Annotated in this window: 15 protein-coding genes; 11 read left to right on the top strand and 4 right to left on the bottom strand. The window is 43.5% G+C overall.

Annotated features, from left to right (window positions below; genetic code table 11):
- Positions 1–17 precede the first annotated feature (17 nt).
- A complete protein-coding gene (ylqF, locus tag AK965_RS01225; RefSeq protein WP_099077886.1) occupies positions 18–962 on the bottom strand; it encodes a ribosome biogenesis GTPase YlqF in 945 nt (314 codons plus the stop codon).
- 396 nt (positions 963–1,358) lie between these two features.
- Between ylqF and AK965_RS01220 the strand changes: the two genes are divergently transcribed.
- The 10 genes from AK965_RS01220 (at position 1,359) to AK965_RS01175 (ending at position 13,273) form a co-directional block, all read left to right on the top strand.
- A complete protein-coding gene (locus tag AK965_RS01220) occupies positions 1,359–1,565 on the top strand; it encodes an AlpA family transcriptional regulator (protein ID WP_099077885.1) in 207 nt (68 codons plus the stop codon).
- Between the two features lie 134 nt (positions 1,566–1,699).
- The gene (locus AK965_RS01215) at positions 1,700–2,041 is read left to right on the top strand and encodes a hypothetical protein (RefSeq protein WP_099077884.1); all 342 of its coding nucleotides are present in this window, start codon (positions 1,700–1,702) and stop codon (positions 2,039–2,041) included.
- Positions 2,042–3,809: 1,768 nt separating this feature from the next.
- Positions 3,810–4,547, top strand: coding sequence for an integrase domain-containing protein (locus AK965_RS01210; protein ID WP_172438032.1), 738 nt, complete (start codon positions 3,810–3,812; stop codon positions 4,545–4,547).
- Positions 4,548–4,653: 106 nt separating this feature from the next.
- Positions 4,654–5,667: an integrase domain-containing protein gene (locus AK965_RS01205; protein ID WP_099077882.1), complete on the top strand. Its 1,014-nt coding sequence runs from the start codon at positions 4,654–4,656 to the stop codon at positions 5,665–5,667.
- 3 nt (positions 5,668–5,670) lie between these two features.
- Complete coding sequence (locus AK965_RS01200; protein WP_099077881.1) at positions 5,671–5,973, top strand: hypothetical protein; 303 nt, start codon at positions 5,671–5,673, stop codon at positions 5,971–5,973.
- A gap of 398 nt (positions 5,974–6,371) precedes the next feature.
- Positions 6,372–6,713: a hypothetical protein gene (locus AK965_RS01195; RefSeq protein WP_099077880.1), complete on the top strand. Its 342-nt coding sequence runs from the start codon at positions 6,372–6,374 to the stop codon at positions 6,711–6,713.
- A gap of 8 nt (positions 6,714–6,721) precedes the next feature.
- Positions 6,722–7,660, top strand: coding sequence for a DUF726 domain-containing protein (locus AK965_RS01190; protein ID WP_099077879.1), 939 nt, complete (start codon positions 6,722–6,724; stop codon positions 7,658–7,660).
- 265 nt (positions 7,661–7,925) lie between these two features.
- A protein-coding gene (locus AK965_RS01185) for an IS3 family transposase (RefSeq protein WP_099077878.1) occupies positions 7,926–9,049 on the top strand; the annotation gives its coding sequence in 2 pieces (ribosomal slippage) (positions 7,926–8,178 and positions 8,178–9,049; 1,125 coding nt in all).
- A 278-nt stretch (positions 9,050–9,327) separates the two neighbouring features.
- Positions 9,328–10,116 carry a Hachiman antiphage defense system protein HamA gene (locus tag AK965_RS01180; protein ID WP_253252641.1) on the top strand — a complete coding sequence of 263 codons (789 nt, stop codon included), beginning with the start codon at positions 9,328–9,330 and terminating at the stop codon, positions 10,114–10,116.
- Positions 10,106–13,273 carry a DEAD/DEAH box helicase gene (locus AK965_RS01175; RefSeq protein ID WP_099077876.1) on the top strand — a complete coding sequence of 1,056 codons (3,168 nt, stop codon included), beginning with the start codon at positions 10,106–10,108 and terminating at the stop codon, positions 13,271–13,273. The genes AK965_RS01180 and AK965_RS01175 overlap by 11 nt, the downstream gene beginning before the upstream one ends.
- A 724-nt stretch (positions 13,274–13,997) precedes the next feature.
- Here the strand turns inward: AK965_RS01175 and AK965_RS01170 are convergent.
- The 3 genes from AK965_RS01170 to AK965_RS01160 all read right to left on the bottom strand — a co-directional run bounded on the left by AK965_RS01170 (position 13,998) and on the right by AK965_RS01160 (position 20,731).
- A complete protein-coding gene (locus tag AK965_RS01170) occupies positions 13,998–17,936 on the bottom strand; it encodes a WD40 repeat domain-containing protein (RefSeq protein ID WP_099077875.1) in 3,939 nt (1,312 codons plus the stop codon).
- A 3-nt stretch (positions 17,937–17,939) separates the two neighbouring features.
- Positions 17,940–18,302 (bottom strand): hypothetical protein, encoded by a 363-nt coding sequence (locus AK965_RS01165; protein ID WP_099077874.1) that lies wholly within the window; start codon positions 18,300–18,302, stop codon positions 17,940–17,942.
- Positions 18,303–19,498: 1,196 nt separating this feature from the next.
- On the bottom strand, positions 19,499–20,731 hold the full coding sequence (locus AK965_RS01160; protein WP_099077873.1) for a tyrosine-type recombinase/integrase: 1,233 nt from the start codon (positions 20,729–20,731) through the stop codon (positions 19,499–19,501).
- 1,357 nt (positions 20,732–22,088) lie between these two features.
- Between AK965_RS01160 and AK965_RS01155 the strand changes: the two genes are divergently transcribed.
- Complete coding sequence (locus AK965_RS01155) at positions 22,089–22,895, top strand: RbmA protein (RefSeq protein WP_099077872.1); 807 nt, start codon at positions 22,089–22,091, stop codon at positions 22,893–22,895.
- Positions 22,896–22,925: the final 30 nt, after the last annotated feature.

Genomic DNA, 22,925 nt, shown 5'->3' with positions numbered 1-22,925 from the left:
CAATTGATAGAATCAAATTATCGTTTGTTACGTAGATAACGTTTACGACGTTCCTCTTTGCGTTTGGCTTTTTCTTCTTCTTTACGAGCCGTTTCGATTTCAACTTCGATCAGTTCTTGAGTAATCATCTCAGGCCGTTCTAGCGTGATTTGCCCAAGAGTACCTTGACGCAGTTCATGTAACAGGATCTCAGATACTTTATGAAGATCCACTCGACCACCCGCACGAAGTGCACCACGGCGGCGACCAATTTCTTCCATAATTTCAATATCAGACTCAGGTAATTCGTCGATTTGATAGCGTTCTTTAAGTTTCTCTGGATAGTGAGCTGCTAGGTATTCGATCGTGTAGAACGCAACCTCATCGTATTCCATTGCCGTATCTTTTACAGCCCCAGTCGCAGCTAGTCGGAAGCCACTGTGTGGATTTTCTACTTTAGGCCATAAAATTCCAGGTGTGTCAGAAAGCACAATCCCGTTTTGAAGGTTAATGCGTTGCTGGCGACGTGTGACGGCAGGCTGGTTCCCTGTGATTGCAATAGTACGACCTGCTAACGAGTTGATGATAGTCGACTTACCCACATTTGGAATGCCCATAATCATGGTGCGTATGCTCTTACCAACCTCTTCACGGTGTGGCGCGAGCTTACGGCAAAGCTCCATGATTTTGTGTACTTCACTCGTTTCATTTGTCGTGATAGCCATCGCTTTCACATTTTGTTCTTTTTCTAAGTGGTCAATCCACAATTGAGTCAACTCAGGATCTGCAAGATCACGTTTATTCAGTACTTTTACGACTGGTTTATCACCACGTAGTTTCGAAATCATAGGGTTTTCGCTACTGAATGGAATACGTGCATCAAGTACCTCGATGATCACATCAATTTGCGGGATCGCTTCGGCAATCTCCTTTTGTGCCTTATGCATGTGACCAGGGAACCATTGAATACTGTTGTTAACCATTTGAAAAATATGCCTTTTAATTTATGGTTAGACTGGTGGGGTATCAGGTGGGGTATCAAGTTGCAAAATTAGTTTTTTGGGGGGTACCAAAGGAACTGTTCAACTTTCCCATAGCCGCATCAGCCATTAATGTGATAATGATAACATTGACTAGTAAATGCGAATAGTAGAAACGAGATCGTCAGAAAGGCCGAAGAAGTAGGGGTTGCCTGATTTGGTAACGGAAGTAAACATATAAAACACGTCAAAATCGTTATTCGTTCGAGCGTGATCGCAAAACAGTAAGTGAATTACCTTTCAAATAAGTAGGCTCGCTACGTTATTGAATAAATCAAGCCCACGGGCGCCAAGCTTTATGCGTTTGGTATTCAGTATTTTTGATTGCGAGTCAGCCTCATGAGATTTTTAAGATTGAAAGAAGTAATGGATAAAACCGGATTAAGTCGCTCGGCTATCTACAGAAAAATGAACGATGACACTTTCCCTAAGTCAGTCAGCCTAGGTGACCGTTCGGTTGCCTGGTTAGAAAGTGAAGTAGATGATTGGATGGAAAGTCTTGTACTAAAGCGAAAAGCAGGAGAGGAGGGGTATCCTCTGGGGTGACGAATCATCGTTCTGACAGTGATGAGGCCAACGACGTTAAAGCAAAAGCTGAAAATGAATCCGCTAATTGAGGAGCTGTTCTCATGAAGAAGCCTATGTCCCTCCCATCAAAGAAAACCAAAAAAGAAGAATAGTTGACCATTCCCGACTTGAGCGCGGAGCAAGTTGAATCCTTTGCCGCGGGGTCAGAGACCGAGGTAAACAAATCGCAGGAAAAAAATAAACCTATCGAGACGAAGCCTAAGGCGCCTGAACCGAAACTGGTGAAGCGTGATACCTTTTCGTTCCCTGTTGATGATCATGCGATTATCGCTGACTTGATCACCAAGTTTGCAAAGCGAGGTATTGTTCTCAACAAGTCAGAGGTGGTTCGAGCTGGCTTGCACGTCCTCAACGCCATGAAAGCGAGTGGGTTAAGGGAAGCTGCAGGTGTTATTGATAAGGTAAAGGTAGGCAGGCCAACCGCCGTGGAATGAGATTAGCGTAACGCACGGAAAGCTACGTTCCTGGTGCGCGCAGATATAAAAAGCCTCGCTATCCGGCCACTTCACTAACAGTGGCGTTCATTTAACGAGGCTCTACAATAGTAATGTACAACATTACTATTGTAGAGCCTCAACAGTGACATGGCAAAATTGCCAACACCTTAAAAACAGTATTAACGGTTTTTACTGTTCATACTGTTAGCAATCCTCTTTGCAAAAAATCACCGCATCACCACCGCACACATCAAATCAAAGCCCTAGACAAACTGATAGAACTGGTATGTTTTGGTTGCTTTTCAATCCAAACCTCAAGTAGTGGTAATTTGTGGTAAATGGCTTACCACAAGCCACGTTGGACACTGCCTCCTCTCTCGACTCCACAAAGCCGCGCATTTGTGCTGATTTGACACTCTAATAAGCAAACAATCCCATGCTATTTTTCGGAAGTCACTTTTCAGGGCCATCAATGCTAAATTTAAGCGTTTATCCCATGAATGAATATATCTTGTTTGGTTTCTAGGAACGAAATCCGAAAAAGAGCAGGCTCAGCCTTACCATGGCCCGTCTAATGAGTGTTAGACGGGTTTTTCTTAGTCATGAAACAAGGATGTTGTTTTCTGCTTTGCGTATCAAGAAATACTTTAGCTACAATTTAATTTATTGGATTTTAGTGGGAGAAATCGTATGGATATGATGCTAGCGTGGTGTTTCATTGCTCTTATACCTGTCGCATCAGGCCTCTTAACGCTTTACATGGTAAAACGACGAAGTCGAGATGAATAAGCTTGCTGACGAAATTGACGTTGTTTATTACCACACTGTACACTTGCCCCTCTAATCTGTTCCCTCGTTCGTTTGCATTGATAATCGACTCATCGCTGTAAATGCGGTTCCCACTTGTCATTTTTCACTTGTCACTTAAGTTGCTTACTTTTTTATTGAGGCAACAAATTCTAGCTTCCTCTCTCCTTGGCTTACTTCGAGCGTTAACGCCTAAGCGTTTAAAAACGCGCTCCACAGCGCAAAAGGAGAAGCCATGAAAACACAAAAAGTATCGCCAGATTCACGATTAGAAGTTCCTACTTTTTTGAAGCGCCGCAGAGTGACAAAGAAAGTTTTTAAATCGAGAAGAGAAAAGAGTGCGATTTAAAGATGTACTCAAGTGCCTCACCACTTCGTCTAATTTCATTTTAGAAATTAGACGAAGTCAGCCAAGCCGCCCAGACGTAGCCATACCAAGACCTACGGGCATTCTGGCTGAAAAGTACTTGGAAGTTCGAGCATATCGGGTTATTGAGCAGGTAGCAGGCAATGAAAATTTGGCGCTGTTATCTCAACTGCCATCTCAATACATATGCACAATAACGAACAAAAAGTAATCATACATAGTGAAACCGGTGGAGGATGCAATAAGCCAAAACGCAGCTGTCGACTGCGCCACCGAGATTGAGCGGCCCTCTGCTCACATAAGGGGGGAAGCGTTCATATCAACATTTGGTGAGGATTCAACCAACCCACTGACCTCGCAACGAGGGAGCATCAAATGCTTAAATCGACGTAATCATTTATCGCCACGGCCATTGGCTGCGCATTCACTATGTAGATTGCTTCCATTTAGATTAGAGAACCATTATTGATGCTCGTGTTTCATCGCTATCACAAACGCGATAATGGTATGTAGTGACATAAAAAAATCACAACTCAAAATGCTATCACTCTGAACGTCATATTAAACTTCATGAAAGGAAGAGATATTTGTATGAAAAAGAAGTTATATATTGAACATGATGCACTTGACGAGCGAGACAATATGCTATTCGCACCGGCTAAGGGCAATGAGTTATCGACGTCAGATCAAGTAAAAAGTGACCATTCTATGTATGAGGAGGGACAAGTCAGTTCTATTTTGCCAGTCTCGCAATCATTGCATATCAAAGTCTTTTGTGAAATGGATTTGGAAGCGATGTATATCATGCAGCTAGCACGATTGTTTGGCTTTCGACTTAAAGAAGCCGCGCATTTTGATGCCAATAAAGCATTGGAAGTCCACCTGTTAGGCCAACCTATTTTACTGCTTGAAAATACAAAAAATGATAACCCTCGACGAGTATTAGTCAATACGGTTGAGAAACTAGCATGCCTTTGTAATATTGCGCAGTACCAGCAGTTATGCAATAAATCGACGTTAATACCTGCCCATCTTAGTTACGATTCTTTCCGTAAGTCATTTTGGAAGAAAACCAACGCAATTGATCTTCAGTACAACATTGGTGGTGAACGCAAAAGCTTTGCGTGTGATCTCTATTTACTTTTGGTCGGTGTACTTTGCCCGCTCCAATCCGGGATACCACGAGGTATTCAACATTATCAGTATATAGCGACCCAGTTAAATATTAGTCCTGCTGAGGCAATTGTGCGTGATACTGAAGCCCGTCTGGAAATTGCAAAATGGCTCGGTCATCGTAGTATTGAGTCTACCTATTATTATCTTGGTTAAAGTTGATGCTGTGATCATTCTTCCAATGTGCGGCTACATAATGGGCTCAACATATTAATGATCACGTCATGTTACACATACCTCTCTCATGTAGAGAGGTATGTTTATGAGAAAAACACAATACATTGGTCATTTAACGAGAGGTGCGCGAGACTTTTCTAAGCCTAATTTTAACCTGGGCTCTAAAGACATGCGCAAAGCGCTCATTAATGCCAGTTTTGAAAATCAAGCTGGGGTGGTGTCAAATACGCATCGAGCGCGTTTGCCTGCAATCAAATTATTTGTTGAATACGTTAAAACGAATTTCGCGATTAAGCGACTCAATGACATTGATCGTTACCATGTGATGTCCTTTGGTCAAGCACTCAAAAATAATGTGGAAACCGGCGTATTCAGCTCCGCAACAGCTCGAGATTATTTATCACACATAAACCGGAGCTTAGCCCAAGCAAGGGGTGATGAACAATGCGTAGTAAACGCAACAAAAGATCTTGGATTTACCCCTAGATCTGGGATTGCTCGTGAAGATGCTTCCGTTCCTGAAGCTCTGCATAAGTATGTGCTTCAATACGTCACTGAAGAGGTTCGGTTGATCATGCAATTGCAGCGCACTTTTGGCTTTCGGTTTAAAGAGGCTGCATTGTTTGATGCCACGCAGGCGTTAAAAGAGTTAGACAAAGGGAATACTCCCATTCTGTCGCGAGGCACAAAAGGAGGGCAACCGAGAGCATTCTTTGTCGACACACACCAAAAGCACCAACTTCTGCTGTTAGTCTCAAATTATCAGAAGTCGCTAGGTCAAATAACGCTGATACCCAGTAGCCTTAGCTTTAAAGCCTTTCAATGCCATGCGTGGCTGCAAACACAAAAAGTTGCCCCTGAGTATCGCAGCCATGGTGAACGTAAACACTTTGCTTGTGAAATCTATTTTTCATTGATGGGGGTACGGTGCCCTGTTCAGGCTAATATTGCGCATGGACAAGCGCACCATCAGTATATAGCAAAGCAATTAGCAATCAGTGTGCAAGAGGCCAGAGTTCTAGATAAAGAAGCAAGGCTCATTCTCTCCGAGTTACTTGGTCATCACCGAGTGAGCATCACCAACGCGTATATCGGGTGATGCATGAATCTCCAGACGAAAAAGCAGATCCTCACGATCATGGCTCCTTATCATAAACGCGGTATCCCATACCGAAGAAAGCAGATCAAGCGTCTACTGATGATTTTGGATGACATTTTCAAGCATGAGCCCTATGTGGCAGAGCAGCTAAAAAGAGTAGGGCGGCGACAAATCATTGGCTACTGGCAGCGCACAAAGCATGAGAGTGCGCAGGTTCGCAAAGAGAAGTACGCCATCTTGAAGTTGTTTTTTGAAACGGCAAATTTGAAAGGGAACGTGCCAAGGCCAAAGAGTGACTTAGATTAGTTTGGTCATGATTTGGTAGCACCATTTCTAATGCAAGCACATGTCATTGAATAAACGAGCTGACACATTTCTGCCCCATTCCTTTTCAGTGATGCTCAATTACTTCAACCACAATAGTGTGCTTTTCCATATTTTTTCTTATGTCTCAATTTTTTTGAAACCCATGATGACCTTGTCTCTTTGAGTACTAGTTTTTTCAGTCCATTGCGTTGAGGGGGGGCACGATGCTGAAGATGAGTAAAATCCAAGCAGACTCATTTTTCCGACATTATTGTGTGCCTAATTCATAGGTTTTATATTACTATTGATGTACTTACAGAGATTTGGCTCGGTTGCGATTTTCCAGAAAAACGAGCCCGCCTACTAGTTAATTGTTAGGGCAATCACAGGAAACTGAAATGAGTGATAAAAACGTTTTAAGTGATAAGCGAATAGCAGGGATTATTGATTACTGTATCAGTGACATAAAAGGTATATTTAGCTACTACGACGGTTACAGCTCGACGGATATTATTATGCGTTGGATGTTTCGCTTAACGATTGCGCTTTGCGCTTTAGGTGCTCTAGCATTAGGCTTCAAGCTTTATGTTATAGGATTGATTGTGTCACCGGTTATATATGCAGCGTTAGTGACACTGTATAAGATATCGGCAGAAATTGTCGTCCTAACCACAATGATGTGCTGGACACTAATTGTAAGACCAATCTTTAGTATATTGATTTCAAGAATTGAACGATAGGGTGATCCGTGACTTATCAAATAACCGAGATTCGTAAAAGCTCAGGTAGTGGTCTCCATGTCATTGCAATAAATGGGTTTCTCTCTGAAGGTAACTTTGAATCAGATGACTGGATTCAACTGATAGATCAACGATATCCTAGAGCACGAGTTAGCCATTTCCATTGGCCCGCCAGCAACTTAACTAAGATCATTGGTAAGTATGCGCGAGTTGGCCCTACAGATTACTTAAATAGCAGTATATTCGATCGCTTTAAGCCAACTACATACGAAAGAGATCAACAACTAGAATGGTATAGATCGATTCAACATGCAGCGAAAGCAGGACGACATTTAGCAAAATGTATTGATGTTCTAGAGCATGATTTTGTTTTGATGGGACACTCTCTTGGTGCAAGGGTGATTTTCAACGCTCTAAAAAATACAACTAAACTAAATAAAGTGAATGCGGCATATCTTTTTGGTGGCGCGGTATCAAGCAGCGATAGGTGGGATCGTATCTTAGAGAGAAACCGCTCCCTAAAAATCGTAAATTGTTACTCTAATAATGATATGGTTCTAAAGGCGGCATATCAACTGTCAATTGGCTTCAAACACGAACCAGTTGGTTTGCAACCAATTGATCAAGGATTTAAAAAGCAGTTGTATAACGTGAACTTATCTTCAATCGTTAATGGACATACCAAATATAAAAAAGAAGAAGTTGGTCGCCGCCTCAGAAAAGTGAAATTTAACGACCAGGGTAAGCAAGCTCGAAGAGAAAAGTGGCTGCGAGAGAATTGCGAAGGTGCATATGAAAGCCAAGCTGACATCATTCAAGCTCGAACTAAGCCGGCAACTTCAAGTGTTATTGCAAATGTATCAAGAAGTAAACAAATAGCTTTAGCTAAACTGAGTGCCACACTACTGCTAGTGTCTAAAACGGGTTTTAATATGGAGAGTGCATGAAAAACCAGAAATAAATCGATCATAATTGTTTAAATAAGGTGTTTGAACGCCTGAACTACACCACTTAGACTAAGCACTTAATTAAGTGAGTTTGTCATACCTACACTAATTAATTGCTAATTTAGAGAAGCCAGTGACACACTTCTGTCCATACTTCGAGCTAGCGACCCCTCGCTAGCTCAGATCAGAAGTGGTCCCCGATTTTCGGACATGACTTTAAGTGATTGATCTGTTTTGATAGTACCCAGAAATACTGGAGCAGATTATGAATAGAAAACGCAGAAACCACTCTCCCGAATTTAAAGCTAAGGTGGCATTGGCTGCCGCTAAAGGTGATAAAACTGTCGCTGAGTTAGCACAGAAGTACAACCTGCATCCCAACCAGATCTCAACATGGAAGAAAGAGCTGCTTGAAAATGCAGCCATGATCTTTGCCTCTGAAAGTCAGTTGGGCAAAGACAATTCTGAAGAAGTGGACAAACTCCACGCTAAGATCGGTCAATTGACCATGGAAAATGATTTTTTGGCGAAAGTGCTCGGTCGTTAGATCGAGCACAGCGAAAGAGTTCGCTGGATAAATCCACCCAACTACCGATAAAGCGCCAGTGCGAGCTTCTCAATATTGCTCGCTCTACGGCTTATTACCAGCCCATCGGACTTTCTGCTGAGGAGATTGAATTGCGTCGTATGATTGACGAAATTCACCTTCAATATCCGTTCATGGGCAGTAGGCGTGTTCGAACTGAGCTGGCTAAAAAAGGCCATAAGGTTAATCGCAAGCGTATCGTTCGGATCATGCGTGAAATGGGCATTGGAGCGATTTATCCCAAGCCCAAAACGACACTGGCGAACAAAGCACACAAGGTTTATCCCTACCTATTGCGTGACATCGAAGTTACTTACCCCAACCAGGCGTGGGCAATCGATATCACGTATGTCCCGATGGCTAAAGGGTTCCTCTACCTTGTTGCCATCATCGATTGGTATAGCCGTAAGGTGCTGTCTTGGCGGTTATCTAACACCATGGATACTAGCTTTTGTATCGAAGCTCTTGAAGAAGCGCTTAAGCACTACGGACCACCCGATATCTTCAACTCAGATCAAGGCAGTCAGTTTACCAGCACTGAGTTCACACAGAAGTTGATCGACCATAATGTACGGATCAGCATGGATGGGAAAGGTCGTTGGATCGACAATGTTTTCATCGAACGATTATGGCGAAGCCTGAAATATGAGGAGATTTACTTAAAAGCTTATACCACACCTCGTGAAGCCGAGCTTGAAATCGGTCACTACATGGTGTTTTATAATGAGGAGCGTAACCATCAGGGACTCAATAACCTTACCCCTGATGAAGCCTACTTCGGCAGGCAGAGATACGCAGCATGAGCTGGATCAACCACTTAAGGAATTAGCTTATGTGTCCAACCATTGGGGTCCACTTCTGATCTGCCCCAAAATCATTTAGAGCTTGCCCCCTATTTTTGTTAAAAGCATCAAACTTGGCATAGAAAAAGTAATGTTAAGATCCATCTCGTATCAATTAGCCTTTATTAAAACATGCTCTAGTGTACAGAAATTAAATCTAGAACATGATACTTTCTTCCTAAAATTCAGTTAAATATATAATTGGTTGAAAAATGCATACGCCATGGACCAACGAGCACATGCAGTGGCTCCAAGACACAGGAAATAATCTAACATTAACATGTGGCCGGGATGTTAAAGTTTTTCGTTTTCATCATGATGTTAGTGACCAACAAAAGATGACTGCATGGGCGAAGCACTTTAGGAATCACTATTGTAATGATGCTCAGATAGATTTGCTCAAAGCTCCAGGGCAGACTCCTACAGATTATTTACTCTCAATGAAATTTCCTAGTGCTTCTGTTGCCCCTGGGCCCAGTATTCGTGCTGGAGACTTTGCGGAAATTTTAGTTGCTGATTATTTAACTTACCTACATAACTATACTGTTCCCAGAACTCGCTATGACCGAAAAGGGGTACCTAACGAATCCACCAAGGGATCAGATGTTTTGGCCTTTAAGCAAGCAGTCGGAAGAGCGAGTGATGATGAACTGTTAGTGTATGAAGTAAAGGCAAAATTAAGCCATGGAGCAAAATCTATGCTTCAAGAGGCTATTGATCATTCGGCGAAAGATCATTTGCGCTTAGCTGAATCTCTCAACGGTATCAAGCAACGTATGATTGACCGAAATGAATTACAAGGTGTCGGATTGATTAACAGATTCCAAGACTCTGTTAATCAGCCTTATAAGTTGAGGTTTGGTGCAGCAGCAGTTTGTTCTGATAGTGCTTATGACCCCGAGGTACTTGCTGAAGCGAACACCACCATACACCCATACGCTCAAGACCTCGAGCTTCTGGCAATTCAAGGAAGTGAGTTAATGACCCTCGCACACGCACTATACGATAGGGCTGCAAATGAGATTTGAAAATCAATCTTCTAAGTTACTTTCTATCACCAAGTCGAAATCCAAAATGTATGAGTTCGGCTTAGATGAAGAACATCACATTCATTTAGCAGAATCCCCTACGAAGCTACTGTTAATGACAATTGGGATATTAGGTGATTTGTGTCGAGAAGAGCTTTCGTCTGAGAGAGATGCTGAAATTTATGCACAAAGAAAAACTGAGCTCAGAAATGTTGCGAGGTATTTTGACGCTTTAATTGGGTCGAAGTTGCAGACAGATTATGACTACTACCTTTGCTTGCTAGGTGTCGCATCTTATTATCTGGCTGACATGCCTGGTAGTGCCTCTGTCCTATCAAAAAAGCTAGAGCAATCTAGGGTTCAAATAACTCAAAGTGGAGTCGAGTTTCTACTTGAACTCGTTATCCGTTTCCATGACCAGCCTAGTACAGCTATTTTCCATAGTTATGATATCCGATATAAGCAACATCCAGAGCACATACCAATCCCTGATTTACCAATATTTATGGAAATGGTGGCATTATTGACTCATTTTTTCCACACAGAGAAAAATGGCGAATTTATTGAGAATATAGAGAAGAAGCGCTTTTTATCGGTAACTAATAATATCCAGAAATATTTTTTTGAAAATGGTTCTGATAGAGAGTTACTTATTGCCCAAGTTTTAGCTGCTATTATTCAAAAAAGATTGAGTAACTCAACAAAAATTCTGTTGCCAACTTACACTGGCTTAGAATGGAGCTTTTGGTCGGAAGCTTCCAAGAAACCAACATTTACCAAAGAGCTTTGGCCAGCACAAAGGTTACTTGGAGATGCTGGGGTTTTCAGAGGTAGGTCTGCTGTCGTTCAGCTTCCAACAAGCGCGGGGAAGACTAAATCAGCAGAGCTAATTATCCGTTCGTCTTTTTTGTCTGGAAGAGCATCTGTCGCCGTCATTATCGCGCCTTTTCGATCTCTGTGCAGGGAAATCAGCACTTCATTATCCGTTGCATTTACTAATGAAGATGTTTTAGTCAATCAGCTCAATGACATTCCGCAAATAGACGATTTTGACGTTGAATTATTTACGCAACTATTTGAGCAAAAAGATAATCATACTACCCCGACAATTATTGTTGCTACACCAGAAAAACTTGTCTACCTGTTACGTCATAAACCAGAGTTAGCAGAAACGATATCTTTGGTTATCTATGACGAAGGGCATCAATTCGATACAGGGGGGCGAGGGGTTACTTATGAGCTTCTTCTAACAAACTTGAAGCGAGGTCTAAGCGGAGAAACGCAACATGTTTTGATTTCTGCTGTTTTATCAAATGCTGAAACTATTGGTGACTGGTTGTATGCGGGTAATGGAACTGTAGTTAACGGTTCGGAGTATTTGTCCACTGAACGGAGTATTGCGTTCGCTAGTTGGAAATCGGGACGCGGGCAGTTTCACTATGTTGAGCCCTTTAACATCAATACAGAAGAGTTCTTTGTGCCACGAGTGATTCAGTCACTCGAGATTCCAAGAAAAGGTAACGAAACTGTACAAAGGTTGTTTCCTCCGAAGGAGGATAAATCACTCATCGCTGCATATTTGGGTATCAAACTCTCAGAAAGTGGTCCAGTAGCAGTTTTCTGCGGACAAAAAAGTTCCGTTTTAAAGATTTGTCGAGAAATAGTTAAGCCGTTAGATCGTATTGAGCAACTTGACGCACCAATCGCGTATAGCAATCAAGATGAAATCAAGAAAATCGGCAGGTTGTCTGAATTGCATTTGGGTAGCAGTTCAGTTGTTACGAAGGCGATAAAGCGAGGAGTTCTTCCACATAGCGCAAATATACCTAATGGATTGAGAATATCTGTGGAATATGCCATGGAAAACGGTCTTGGCCGCTGTGTTGTGTGCACATCAACATTGGCGCAAGGTGTTAACCTTCCGATCAAGTATCTTGTTGTATCGGGAGTATTTCAAGGCGAGAAACTTATATCAACTAGAGACTTTCACAATCTTTTAGGGCGAGCTGGTAGGGCTGGCAAGCATACAGAAGGAAGCATCATCTTCGCAGATACAGAATTGTTTGACCAACGTCTTACAACTAAACGATGGCAATGGTCTCAAATGAATAACTTATTAGACCCTTCTAACTCTGAAAGCTGTTCGAGTAGCCTTTTGAATCTAGTACAACCTCTCTTCGACGGCAATTACTCCATCGATCCAATGATGTTTTTAGAAAAACCTTATGAATATGAACAACGTTGTATTGAACTAGAGGGGCAGGGAAACAATGTTTCAGGGCTACTTAAACAGATACAGCAAAGAATAGGTTATGTGGAAAGTCTTGAGAGCTTCTTGCTTGCTAATTTAAGCAGCGACGAAATGCTTGAGGGCGAGGCACTATCCGAACTTTGTAGTGGGACTTTTGCTTTTAGCCTTGCTAGTGATGAAGAAAAGGAAAAACTTGCCCAAGCATTCAGAATTGTTGCTGATAGAGTTAAACAAGTTGAACCTGAAAAGCGTCCTTGCTATGGAAAAGCATTATTGGGAATTCGGGAATTAAACTACCTAGAGGAATGGTTGAGAGAAAATATCGGATCATTAGATGAAGAGTCTGATATCTTGCATGCACTGGAGTTTCTATGGTCTGTCGTAGAACATCTTGGCATGAGTAATAGTTTGGGTAAGTTGATAGGTGAAGGTGCTGGACTATCTATTGCCAAGCAGTGGTGTTCAGGTGTTTCTTATAACGATATTTTGTTGCAAGCGAATAAGGATGGGTTCAGGTTTAGAGCTGGTATCCAGCAACGTAACTTGAAAATCGAAAACATCACGGATATTTGTGACAACAGTCTTGGATACGAAGCCATGTTGATAGTTGGTGCATGTGCTGATTTATTAGAGAATTTGTTTGATAATCGATCTCATAGCAAGTTGGTCAGACAGTTGCAGATGTCTTTGCGTATTGGATTAAATGAAACTCTTGCAACAGAGCTGTATGCACTAGGATTGGCTGACAGAGTTGTAGCATCTGATATTTCAGCCAGTCTTACCGATTCTGGAGAAAAGTTGACAGGATATGGTAAGGAAATGGTTATAGCTCACCGCCAAATTATCGAACAGCAACTAAGAAATCACCCGTCAGTTTTCTTCGAGGCTCTTTATGGAACTGGCTAAGATAAAGTCTTGTTGGCAAAGCTTCTAGGATTTTCGATAACAAAAATAACATATTTGTGTCGAATGAAAATGACAGGAATACACCGATTCTTGTTCTTACTACGCCAGTTCACCTGGCGTAGACCGTAATCCTCACCAAGTAAGATGGGGAGTGGTCAACACATATCAGTCTTTCTCCGAACAGTAGGTGATAGTATGTCCTGACTGCGCCAGAAGCCAATGCTCTCGAACAACCAAGTTGTCTACTTCGTTTTCCCTACCTCAGCTTATCCAAAACTAGTGGCTTAGAGTACCGACCCTAAATTATTTCTGTCCAGAACCGTTACAAATGGCACTTCGTAACTCCGAAGTGCCCCTTTTCTTGTTAACGCAATTGCTCAGTAGCAAATCGCGCCACTGAAAACACCATACTTTTTTTCATGACTGACGGTAGAGGGGCGGTGTTCAGAAATCCAAGAAATATGCATAGACGGAGTTTTTAACCAGTAACTTTGACCTGCATCAGTATGCAAGTTCACTGGGAGAAAACTATCCGTAGGATAACTTATGGTACCCCAAAATTAATCAACCGCCGTTATTCACCATTGGTTGATTTGCTACATGAGAATTTTTAGTTTTCATTGTTTTGTTCTTCATGCCGCGATATTTACGTTTATCAATCCATTCGTAAGCATTTAACCGGATATACCAATGGAATCAATTCCTTACATAATTTGGTGAATTTTCATTCTTCAGAATCCAAGAAAAATTGGATACGCTGTTTTGGGCTTAACCTACGAGGTAAAATACTATTGGCATAATCAATCAAACTTTGCGTATCTTTGAAAACTCCCCAAACACGAACGGTCCCATCCCATGATGTCGTAACGACTCGGGTGCCATCGGGGCTAAATTGGGCTGACATCACGCCGCCATCACGTTCGACTAATACGGCCAACGGGGCACCGGTGGCACTGTCCCAGAGACGGGCGGTCCCATCCCATGATGCCGTAACGACTCGGGTACCGTCGGGGCTAAATTGGGCTGACATCACACTGTCATCATGTCCGACTAATACGGCCAACGGGTCGCCGGTGGCGCTGTCCCAGATGCGAGCGGTTCCATCCCATGATGCCGTAACGACTCGGGTGTCATCGGGGCTAAATTGGGATAATATCACGCCGCTATCATGTTCGACTAATACGGTCAACGGGTCGCCGGTGGCAGTGTCCCAGAGGCGGGCGGTCCCATCGTCGGATACCGTGACTATCCGGGGAACGTCGGGGCTAAATTGGGCTGACATCACACTGTCATCATGTCCGACTAATACGGCCAACGGGTCGCCGGTGGCACTGTCCCAGAGGCGGGCGTTTCCATCCAATGATGCCGTGACTATCCGGGTACCGTCGGGGCTAAATTGGGCTGACATCACACTGTCATCATGTCCGACTAATACGGCCAACGGGTCGCCGGTGGCACTGGCCCAGAGGCGGGCGGTCCCATCGTCGGATGCCGTGACTATCCGGGTGCCGTCGGGGCTAAATTGGGCTGAATTCACAACACCATCATGTCCGACTAATACGGCCAACGGGTCGCCGGTGGCGCTGTCCCAGAGGCGGGCGGTCCCATCGTAGGATACCGTGACTATCCGGGGAACGTCGGGGCTAAATTGGGCTGACATCACACTGTCATCATGTCCGACTAATACGGCCAACGGGTCGCCGGTGGCGCTGTCCCAGAGGCGGGCGGTCCCATCGTCGGATGCCGTAACTATCCGGGAACCGTCGGGGCTAAATTGGGCTGAGTTCACACTGTCATCATGTCCGACTAATACGGCCAACGGGTCAAGTGTGGCGCGGCCCCAGAGGCGGGCGGTCCCATCCCATGATGCCGTGACTATTCGGGTACCGTCGGGGCTAAATTGGGCTGACATCACACCGTTATCATGTCCGACTAATACGGCCAACGGGTCGCCGGTGGCACTGTCCCAGAGGCGGGCGTTTCCATCCAATGATGCCGTGACTATCCGGGTACCGTCGGGGCTAAATTGGGCTGACATCACACTGTCATCATGTCCGACTAATACGGCCAACGGGTCGCCGGTGGCACTGGCCCAGAGCTGGGCGGTCCCATCGTCGGATGCCGTGACTATCCGGGTGCCGTCGGGGCTAAATTGGGCTGACATCACACCGTTATCATGTCCGACTAATACGGCCAACGGGTCGCCGGTGGCGCTGTCCCAGAGGCGGGCGGTCCCATCCAATGATGCCGTGACTATCCGGGTGCCGTCGGGGCTAAATCGGGCTGAACTCACTAAACCACCATCATGTCCGACTAATACGGCCAACGGGTCGCCGGTGGCACTGTCCCAGAGGCGGGCGTTTCCATCCCATGATGCCGTGACTATCCGGGTACCGTCGGGGCTAAATTGGGCTGACATCACACTGTCATTATGTCCGACTAATACGGCCAACGGGTCGCCGGTGGCACTGGCCCAGAGGCGGGCGGTCCCATCGTCGGATGCCGTGACTATCCGGGTGCCGTCGGGGCTAAATTGGGCTGAATTCACAACACCATCATGTCCGACTAATACGGCCAACGGGTCGCCGGTGGCGCTGTCCCAGAGGCGGGCGGTCCCATCCAATGATGCCGTGACTATCCGGGTGCCGTCGGGGCTAAATTGGGCTGAATTCACAACACCATCATGTCCGACTAATACGGCCAACGGGTCGCCGGTGGCACTGTCCCAGAGCCGGACGTTCCCATCGTCGGATGCCGTGACTATCCGGGTACCGTCGGGGCTAAATTCGCCAGAGGTACGGCCCTTAGGGCCCCTTAGAATGCCGTGCTCAAATAAAACCTGTAAAGCGGAGTACAATCTGAATTCAGCGGCATGAAGATAAGGGCGCTGAACACCAGCACTACTATCAGGTAGTGCTTCCAGTGCTAAAAGCGCACCAGTAACAGCGTCACCTGATTCCGTGGCCTGCCTTGATAAATCTACAAGGTATCGAGATTGATTGCGCAACGCATTATTTTTTTCATCGACAGCTACCGTATTTGCTTCATAGAGTTGCCAGCCAATCGCTGATGTCACAACGACTGTCACAACCGCGATGATGGCAATAACTTTATTTCGTATCGTTACCGCTTTGGCTTGCCTGAGCGATTTTTGCCGACGAACTTCCTCTTCTTTTGCAAGGACGTCCCTTGCCTTTGTGCTTGACTCAATAAATTCAATTTCAGAGGCGCTAAAAGAAGCTGCTCGTTGCTTTTGCCACTCCTCTGCTTGGCTCAGAGCTCCCCCTCTCAGCAGTTCGGATTCTTGACGATGGTGGTTTTCCCACTGACTCAACAGAACTCTAAAACTGTCTTTCCACATAAGAAACTGGCGGTCTTCATCGACCCATTGCTTGAGTCGCCCCCAGTGCTTAATGAGTGCCTCATGTATCACTTCCGCGGTTTGTGTCTCTTGAGTCGTGGTGTTAATCACAACCAGACGATGCTTCTCATCCGCGAGTTTCTGAACTGTTGGCCACAACTCATCAAAGTTCTCTTTGATAGCTACGCGCCGAGTATCCTCTGTACCCAAGCCCAGTTTCACGAGCTGCTTAAATATTTCGCGAGCCTGCTCTTTTTCCTCATCGGCTAAATGTTCATAAATAGAATCCGCATGATGGGTAAGCGCACCAGCTACGCGACCAATCTCTTGATAAGTCGCTAAGGTCAACTGTTTGTCCATTTGACCTTGCCAAAGTAGGCTTAGAGAAAACTCAAGTAGTGGCAGGTTGCCGGGGTCTTCTCCAACATCATCAAGAATCGTTTCAACCAATCCATCCTGAAAATGAACACCTTGAGTCTCGGCGGGCTTTTCAATGACTTCTCGAAGCTCACCGACTGACATGGAACCAAGAATGTAAGAGCTGGTATTTATTGCGTCGGCAAGAGGGCGGTGTAGCGCTGCGACGCCTAAAAAATCGGCACGGATGGTAATGACCAGTGACAATACATGGTCGGCGGTGCTGGTTGCGGTCAGTAGCAGGTCAATAAACTGCCTTTGTGCTGCCAAATTAATATTTGAGGTATATAGCTCCTCAAACTGGTCAGCGATTAACAATACGCGCTTATTTGGATGATTGCGTCTGATGGTGTCTAAGACATCTGTGATTGAAATGTCACGTTCCCTTAAGGCTGCTCCCAGTTTTCTACGCTGAATTAGCTGTTCGGTTTTATTGAGCACGGGGGCATAAAGGGGCAGCAAGGCCTGTGCTAAAGCTAGACAAGGGTCTTTTTCGGTACTGTCAGATACACGAAAATAGGTGAAAATCCATTCCCCGCTCGTATTTAGCCTAGGAGCAAGGCCTGCCAGCACAACCGATGACTTTCCGCTACCGGAATACCCAGATAACGCCACAAAGCTATTGTGCTGAACCGCATCCACTAAGTGACTGATGGTAGTCTCTCGCCCAAAAAACAACGCAGAATCAGTTGGCCCAAAATGGGCTAATCCTTTGTATGGATTGTCAGGAATTTTATCGCATCGCAAGCCTTTTTCTTCTTTGGGCTTAGCGGAAGCGTAGTTATATATGATGAGCTGCTGAACATTGACCTCACCACCAATAATGCCCTGGACGTTACCACCGTCTATTTGAGTTTGAACACTAGGAGGCTCTTTTCTGGACATGGCTTAGCTCTTTTTTGGTGAGCCAAAACACATTTTGTCAACATTCACTTCCCCGCCGACAACACCCTGTACGGTAGCGTTGCCGCTAACAGAGACGCTGATTTGGGTTCTTTGAGTTAAGGCTGATATTGCCTGCTGAACGTCCGCATCGTGCTCTAAATTCAGCATCTTAGCTTGTTCATTAAGCACAGCTTTCCTAGCCGCGGAGTCAGGTTCTTTTTCCAACGCTTCAACGGCCACCGAAATCTCACTGGTATCGCCAAACTTTTTACACAGCAATGACTTCAGTGAGGTGTACGCGTCATTGATTGCTTGCTCACTTAATTTGCCCAGCGCTCCCATGATTGCCAGCGTAATTGCTTCCATTACATCCTCCGTAAGCCTAATGTTGACGTGAAACTGTCAATAACGAACTCAATCCAATATATAGAAGAATAGAAGAGTAATAGATGAGTTATCAAGCATTCACTCAGTAAGCTTTAATAAAGGGCAGGATATATCGGCTCAAAACCGCACTGTGGTGCGAAGGAAAAAAGCTTTTTGTTTGCATACTCTATCACACATTTCGCATAAGGTTGTTCTGATAGCTTGACACTGGCGTGAAAGGAATTGTCCATTTGCGTTCACGGATGACACTTTATGAAACGGTGCCGTTCTGCCTTTTGTTATACCAAAAGTTATCCGTGAATAGCTAATTTAGTAAACTCACTGACACACAAATGTCCAGAACCTTCATGGCGTGCACTTCCAGCTCTGTGTGCTTCTAGTTATATGATAATGAGCGTCAATGAAAGGTCATTGTTAAACTATGCTCCCTGGGATAAAAAGCGAACAGACCATTATATGATATGGTCTGTTCGCATTTTAGACCCATTAGCTGTATTGCTAGTAAAATGGTGGGGCACTTACGTACGGATAGCCAATCCCATTATTTGTATACTCATAAAAAAATGATCAGACCTATTACTAGACCTACCAAACCTCCAATTCCCCAAGCCGAAAGAGCGGCAAGAAGTGGGTGAGCATCTATCCAATCACCAAAATCCATCTTCCCCCCTCTATTGTTATATTAAACTAGTTACACTTTGGGCAGTATAATAGCGTAATAAATTGTCAACATGATACGCTTGCGCTTCGATATCTTTAATTTTAACTCATCACGCGCGAGTTTTCGCTCCTAGGTAAAGGTTTGGGGTACGACTATCAAAACAGTCGCGCGAGGGCATGACCTGTTGCCTTATCATTGCCGTCAAAGTTACCGAAGCAGTTCCAAGCTGTGACTTTGATGCAACCAGTGTTTCTTTGTCCATGGGGCTCGCAGCTAGGGATGCGGCTCGAATACAAACAACAAATAATAAATTTTTTTTGGTTGGTATCATAGTCATCTAAATCTTGGTGCTTTGTTTAGTGGAACAGATCGTAAGACGCAAGCCGAGTTTTTTTAATCAAAACTATCACTTGGGGCTGGTTATCGAACCTATTGGAGATGAAGAGTGTTGGTTCGTGGGGGAAAGACTCGAAATCGATCTCACTCGATAATATCTGTGGGTGTTAACACACATCTACCTATTTGAGTCTCCACCCACTTTATAAGCTTTTTCAATATACTCACTCCACCAGCACATGATTTCTTTTCTTTGCTCGAAGAAGTCTGAACGATTGTAGCTTGCTCTAGTCATATTTTCATCCTTATGTGCTAAACAAGCTTCTATGTGCAGTGTATCGAACCCTTGCTCATGCAATACAGTGGAAGCTATCGCTCTTAAACCATGTGAAACGAGTACACCTTTATAGCCTAAACTCCGTTTTAAAGCAGCATTAGCAGTGGAGGAGCACATATGGTTATCAGGATCTCGTTGATTTGGAAAAACAAATTCTTTGCCTTTGCTTTGTGCCTTGATCTGCTCAAGAATATTCATTGCCTGTTTGGTCAGAGGAACCCTGTGTATTCGTCTTCCTTTCATCTCTTCGGCAGGTATAGTCCAGCATTGATGTTTTTCATTGATGTCTTTCCAGCGTGTTCTCACCGCTTCTTTTGGGCGGCAAATCGTGTGCAACTGCCATAGTATGAGCAGTTTGGTCTTATCTTGGAGGTTTTCATTCTGAAACAATCGAGTCATTAGCTCACCTAGTAGTTCGGGGTGTATAGTCGGCATATTTTTAACTTTATGTTTCTCAAATGAATCGATCATCTTGGTTAGTGGGTTAGCGCGAATCACATCACTAGCCACCGCGTACTCCATGATTTGGTTTAGGCTTTGACAAATTCTTTTAATAGTGGATAGTTTCCCAACTTTTTCTAGAGGACGTAGAATTTCAATTGCATCACGTCGAGTAATAGCACTTACCGGAAGGGACCCTAAGTTATCAAATACGTATTTTTCAAGTGTTCGCCAGATTCGCTTAGCGTGATCAGGGCTGACTGACTTACGTTTCCTCTCAAACCACATCGTTGCGACTGTGAGAAAATTATCGTTGTGCTTTTGTAATTCTTCGATTTTTTTATTTTCTCTGGAACGTTTTGGATCGATACCTTCTGCCATTTGTTTGCGGTATTCGGCTGCTTCGAGTTTCGCCGCAGCAAGTCGAAGTGAAGGATAGGTACCCATTGAAATTTTGGTTATCTTTCGAGTTACAGGGTGACGGTACTTAAATTGCCAAGCCTTAGTACCTTTGCCTTTACTAGATCGCTTGGGGCGCAAACGTAACTGTAAGTTTTCGTCGACGGTGAACGTATATTCTTTATCTCTTATCTCGAGGGCTTTGATCGTTGCATCAGTGATTCGTTTTGCCATGGCCATTGATCTTTGAGGTGATTACTTGAAGAGTATTGTATAGCAAATTGATTTGGTGGGGTACCCGGTGGGGTATCAGGTGGGGTACCAAAGTTATGGTTTTTAGTGATATTTGGTGGGACGCTATGGAATTGAAGTTCTGACTAAGTTTATGATATTAATAGCTAATGTGGATTTCTTGGTAAGTTGTGGGATTTTAATGAGGGTGACCAGGGAACCACTGGATAGAGTTGTTAATCATTTGAAAAATAAACCTTTTGTTATCAATTTGAAACGAGTTTTAATCTTTGGGGTATCCCAAAGCGCACTAATATGTCGTATCAAAATCAGGGTAATAGCTGCAACTTGTGAGTGACGCATTAGTCACATACACAAGTTTGCTGAAATCATACTGTGAGTTTACCACTTTTTGTGTTTTGAAGAGGCTATAAATCGAGTAAAAGAGGTAACATATTCTATTTGTTTAGAATATCGCCAGTTGTCTTGGGTATTGATAGCCGAGCGTCTTGCGGGTATTCGGCTATCGATTACGAATTATCGAGTTCTTGATACGAATAGTCCTACTAAATCCTCAAATAGGAGGTCGCGGAGGCAGCCTGTTTACATGCAAGCACTCAGTGGCAATACGAATGATGCTTAAGCGTTTTCTGAAGTGACAAAGCGCCATCCAATACAAAGCATGAAAGTTGTGTGTCAGATATTTGTAGCACTACGATTCGAAGCCAGCCACCACATTGAGAATGACAGGTTATTCTCTCAAAATGATGTGCTGTGGATAATAAGCCACACAAGCGATGTCAAAGAGAGGTATGGGTATGATAATCCACTGCACTAAACAAAGCTGGAGTGTGGTGACCGTGGCATAGCTACTTCAATTTGCTCACACGACATGACCATAAGTTAATTCAAAGCATACATGTTTAAGAGCTGAAGATATCGTACTTAGGTATTATCGTTTTTAAAAAGTGATTAATAAAAGTAGGGAGGTTTATTGAATTGAAGAATAAACTAAAGTTTATTCTTATTTAAGATGGTTAAAGGAATTAGTATTAATTTGATAATTAAATCTTAATGTTTTTATTGTCAATTGTCACTTAGTTAAGCTAATTTTGTATAATCGCAAAATAAAGTCATGGAAATCTTCTCAAAAAAGAGAATGTTGTGGATGTATACCAAACTTTTTGTGTTATTTGATAAAGCTAGTATACCATAAATAAGTAAGTATTAATTTGATTGAAGTAAATCATGAACAGTGAGAGTGATGTGTTATTATAACCTCCTACGGTGATAATGATTAAATTATCAAAATTTACGCTTACATTACCATTTATTTGTTTATGTAAAACTTGGAGTTACAATGAATATTAGGTTTGGTTCTTATTTTTCTGCTTTTTTACTATCCATATCACCTTTTGTTACGAATGCAACTGAAACACCAACGTCAGAAAGTGCTTTTGCGTTAGATATTTCAATAGAGCTTTCTAAAGAACAGGTCGATAATACTGGTGGTTATGTGTCTGCATCAATTGGCATGGAGAATGTTGGAGAGATTGATGCGAATATTAAATATTGGGTATCTGTCACGGGTCCGCAAGGGCTATCATTTCCAGCTAAGTCTGTCGTAAGTGCTAATAGTTCTGAATTTCAAGTGGATGATGTTGAAGAGGGGACTCGTCTCAATTTCAAACGTGGAATTTGGGTTCGTGATTACATGAGTGATGGTATTTACGAGGTGAGTGTTGAAGGTGTTAATATTGATACCGGAGCTCCTTTTAAACAATCAGTACAGTTCACAAAAGGTGTTGATACGGATGGAGGTAAAAGAATTAGTGGTCTAACCATTCAATCAAAACTTTTAAGCGCCGATAATTTTGGCTCTGAAGGTGGCTATGCGTTAATATCCATGGATATACAGAATACTAGCTCTCAACCAATCGAAGTGGAGTTTTGGGTAAATGCTGTAGCCGCAAATGCTTTTGACATTCCCGTTCACGCACGTGTCACTCGCATTATTGCACCGAATTCTACTGAACAAATTGTTCGAGGATTTTGGCTTGACGCAACATACCCAGATGGTGAATACGTTGTCACTCCTCAGTTCTTTGAAACGGTTTCAGGGGAGCGAGTTGATTTTCAGTTAAAACTCTTTAAAGGCGCTCTATAGTATGCTTAATGGGTAAAATAAATAAGACCT

Origin of the sequence: Vibrio sp. PID17_43 (assembly GCF_002608565.1) — a bacterium.
In the GTDB taxonomy this organism is placed as follows: domain Bacteria; phylum Pseudomonadota; class Gammaproteobacteria; order Enterobacterales; family Vibrionaceae; genus Vibrio.
The sequence above is the reverse complement of the archived record's forward strand: the minus strand, read 5'-3'. Positions and strand labels throughout refer to the sequence as shown.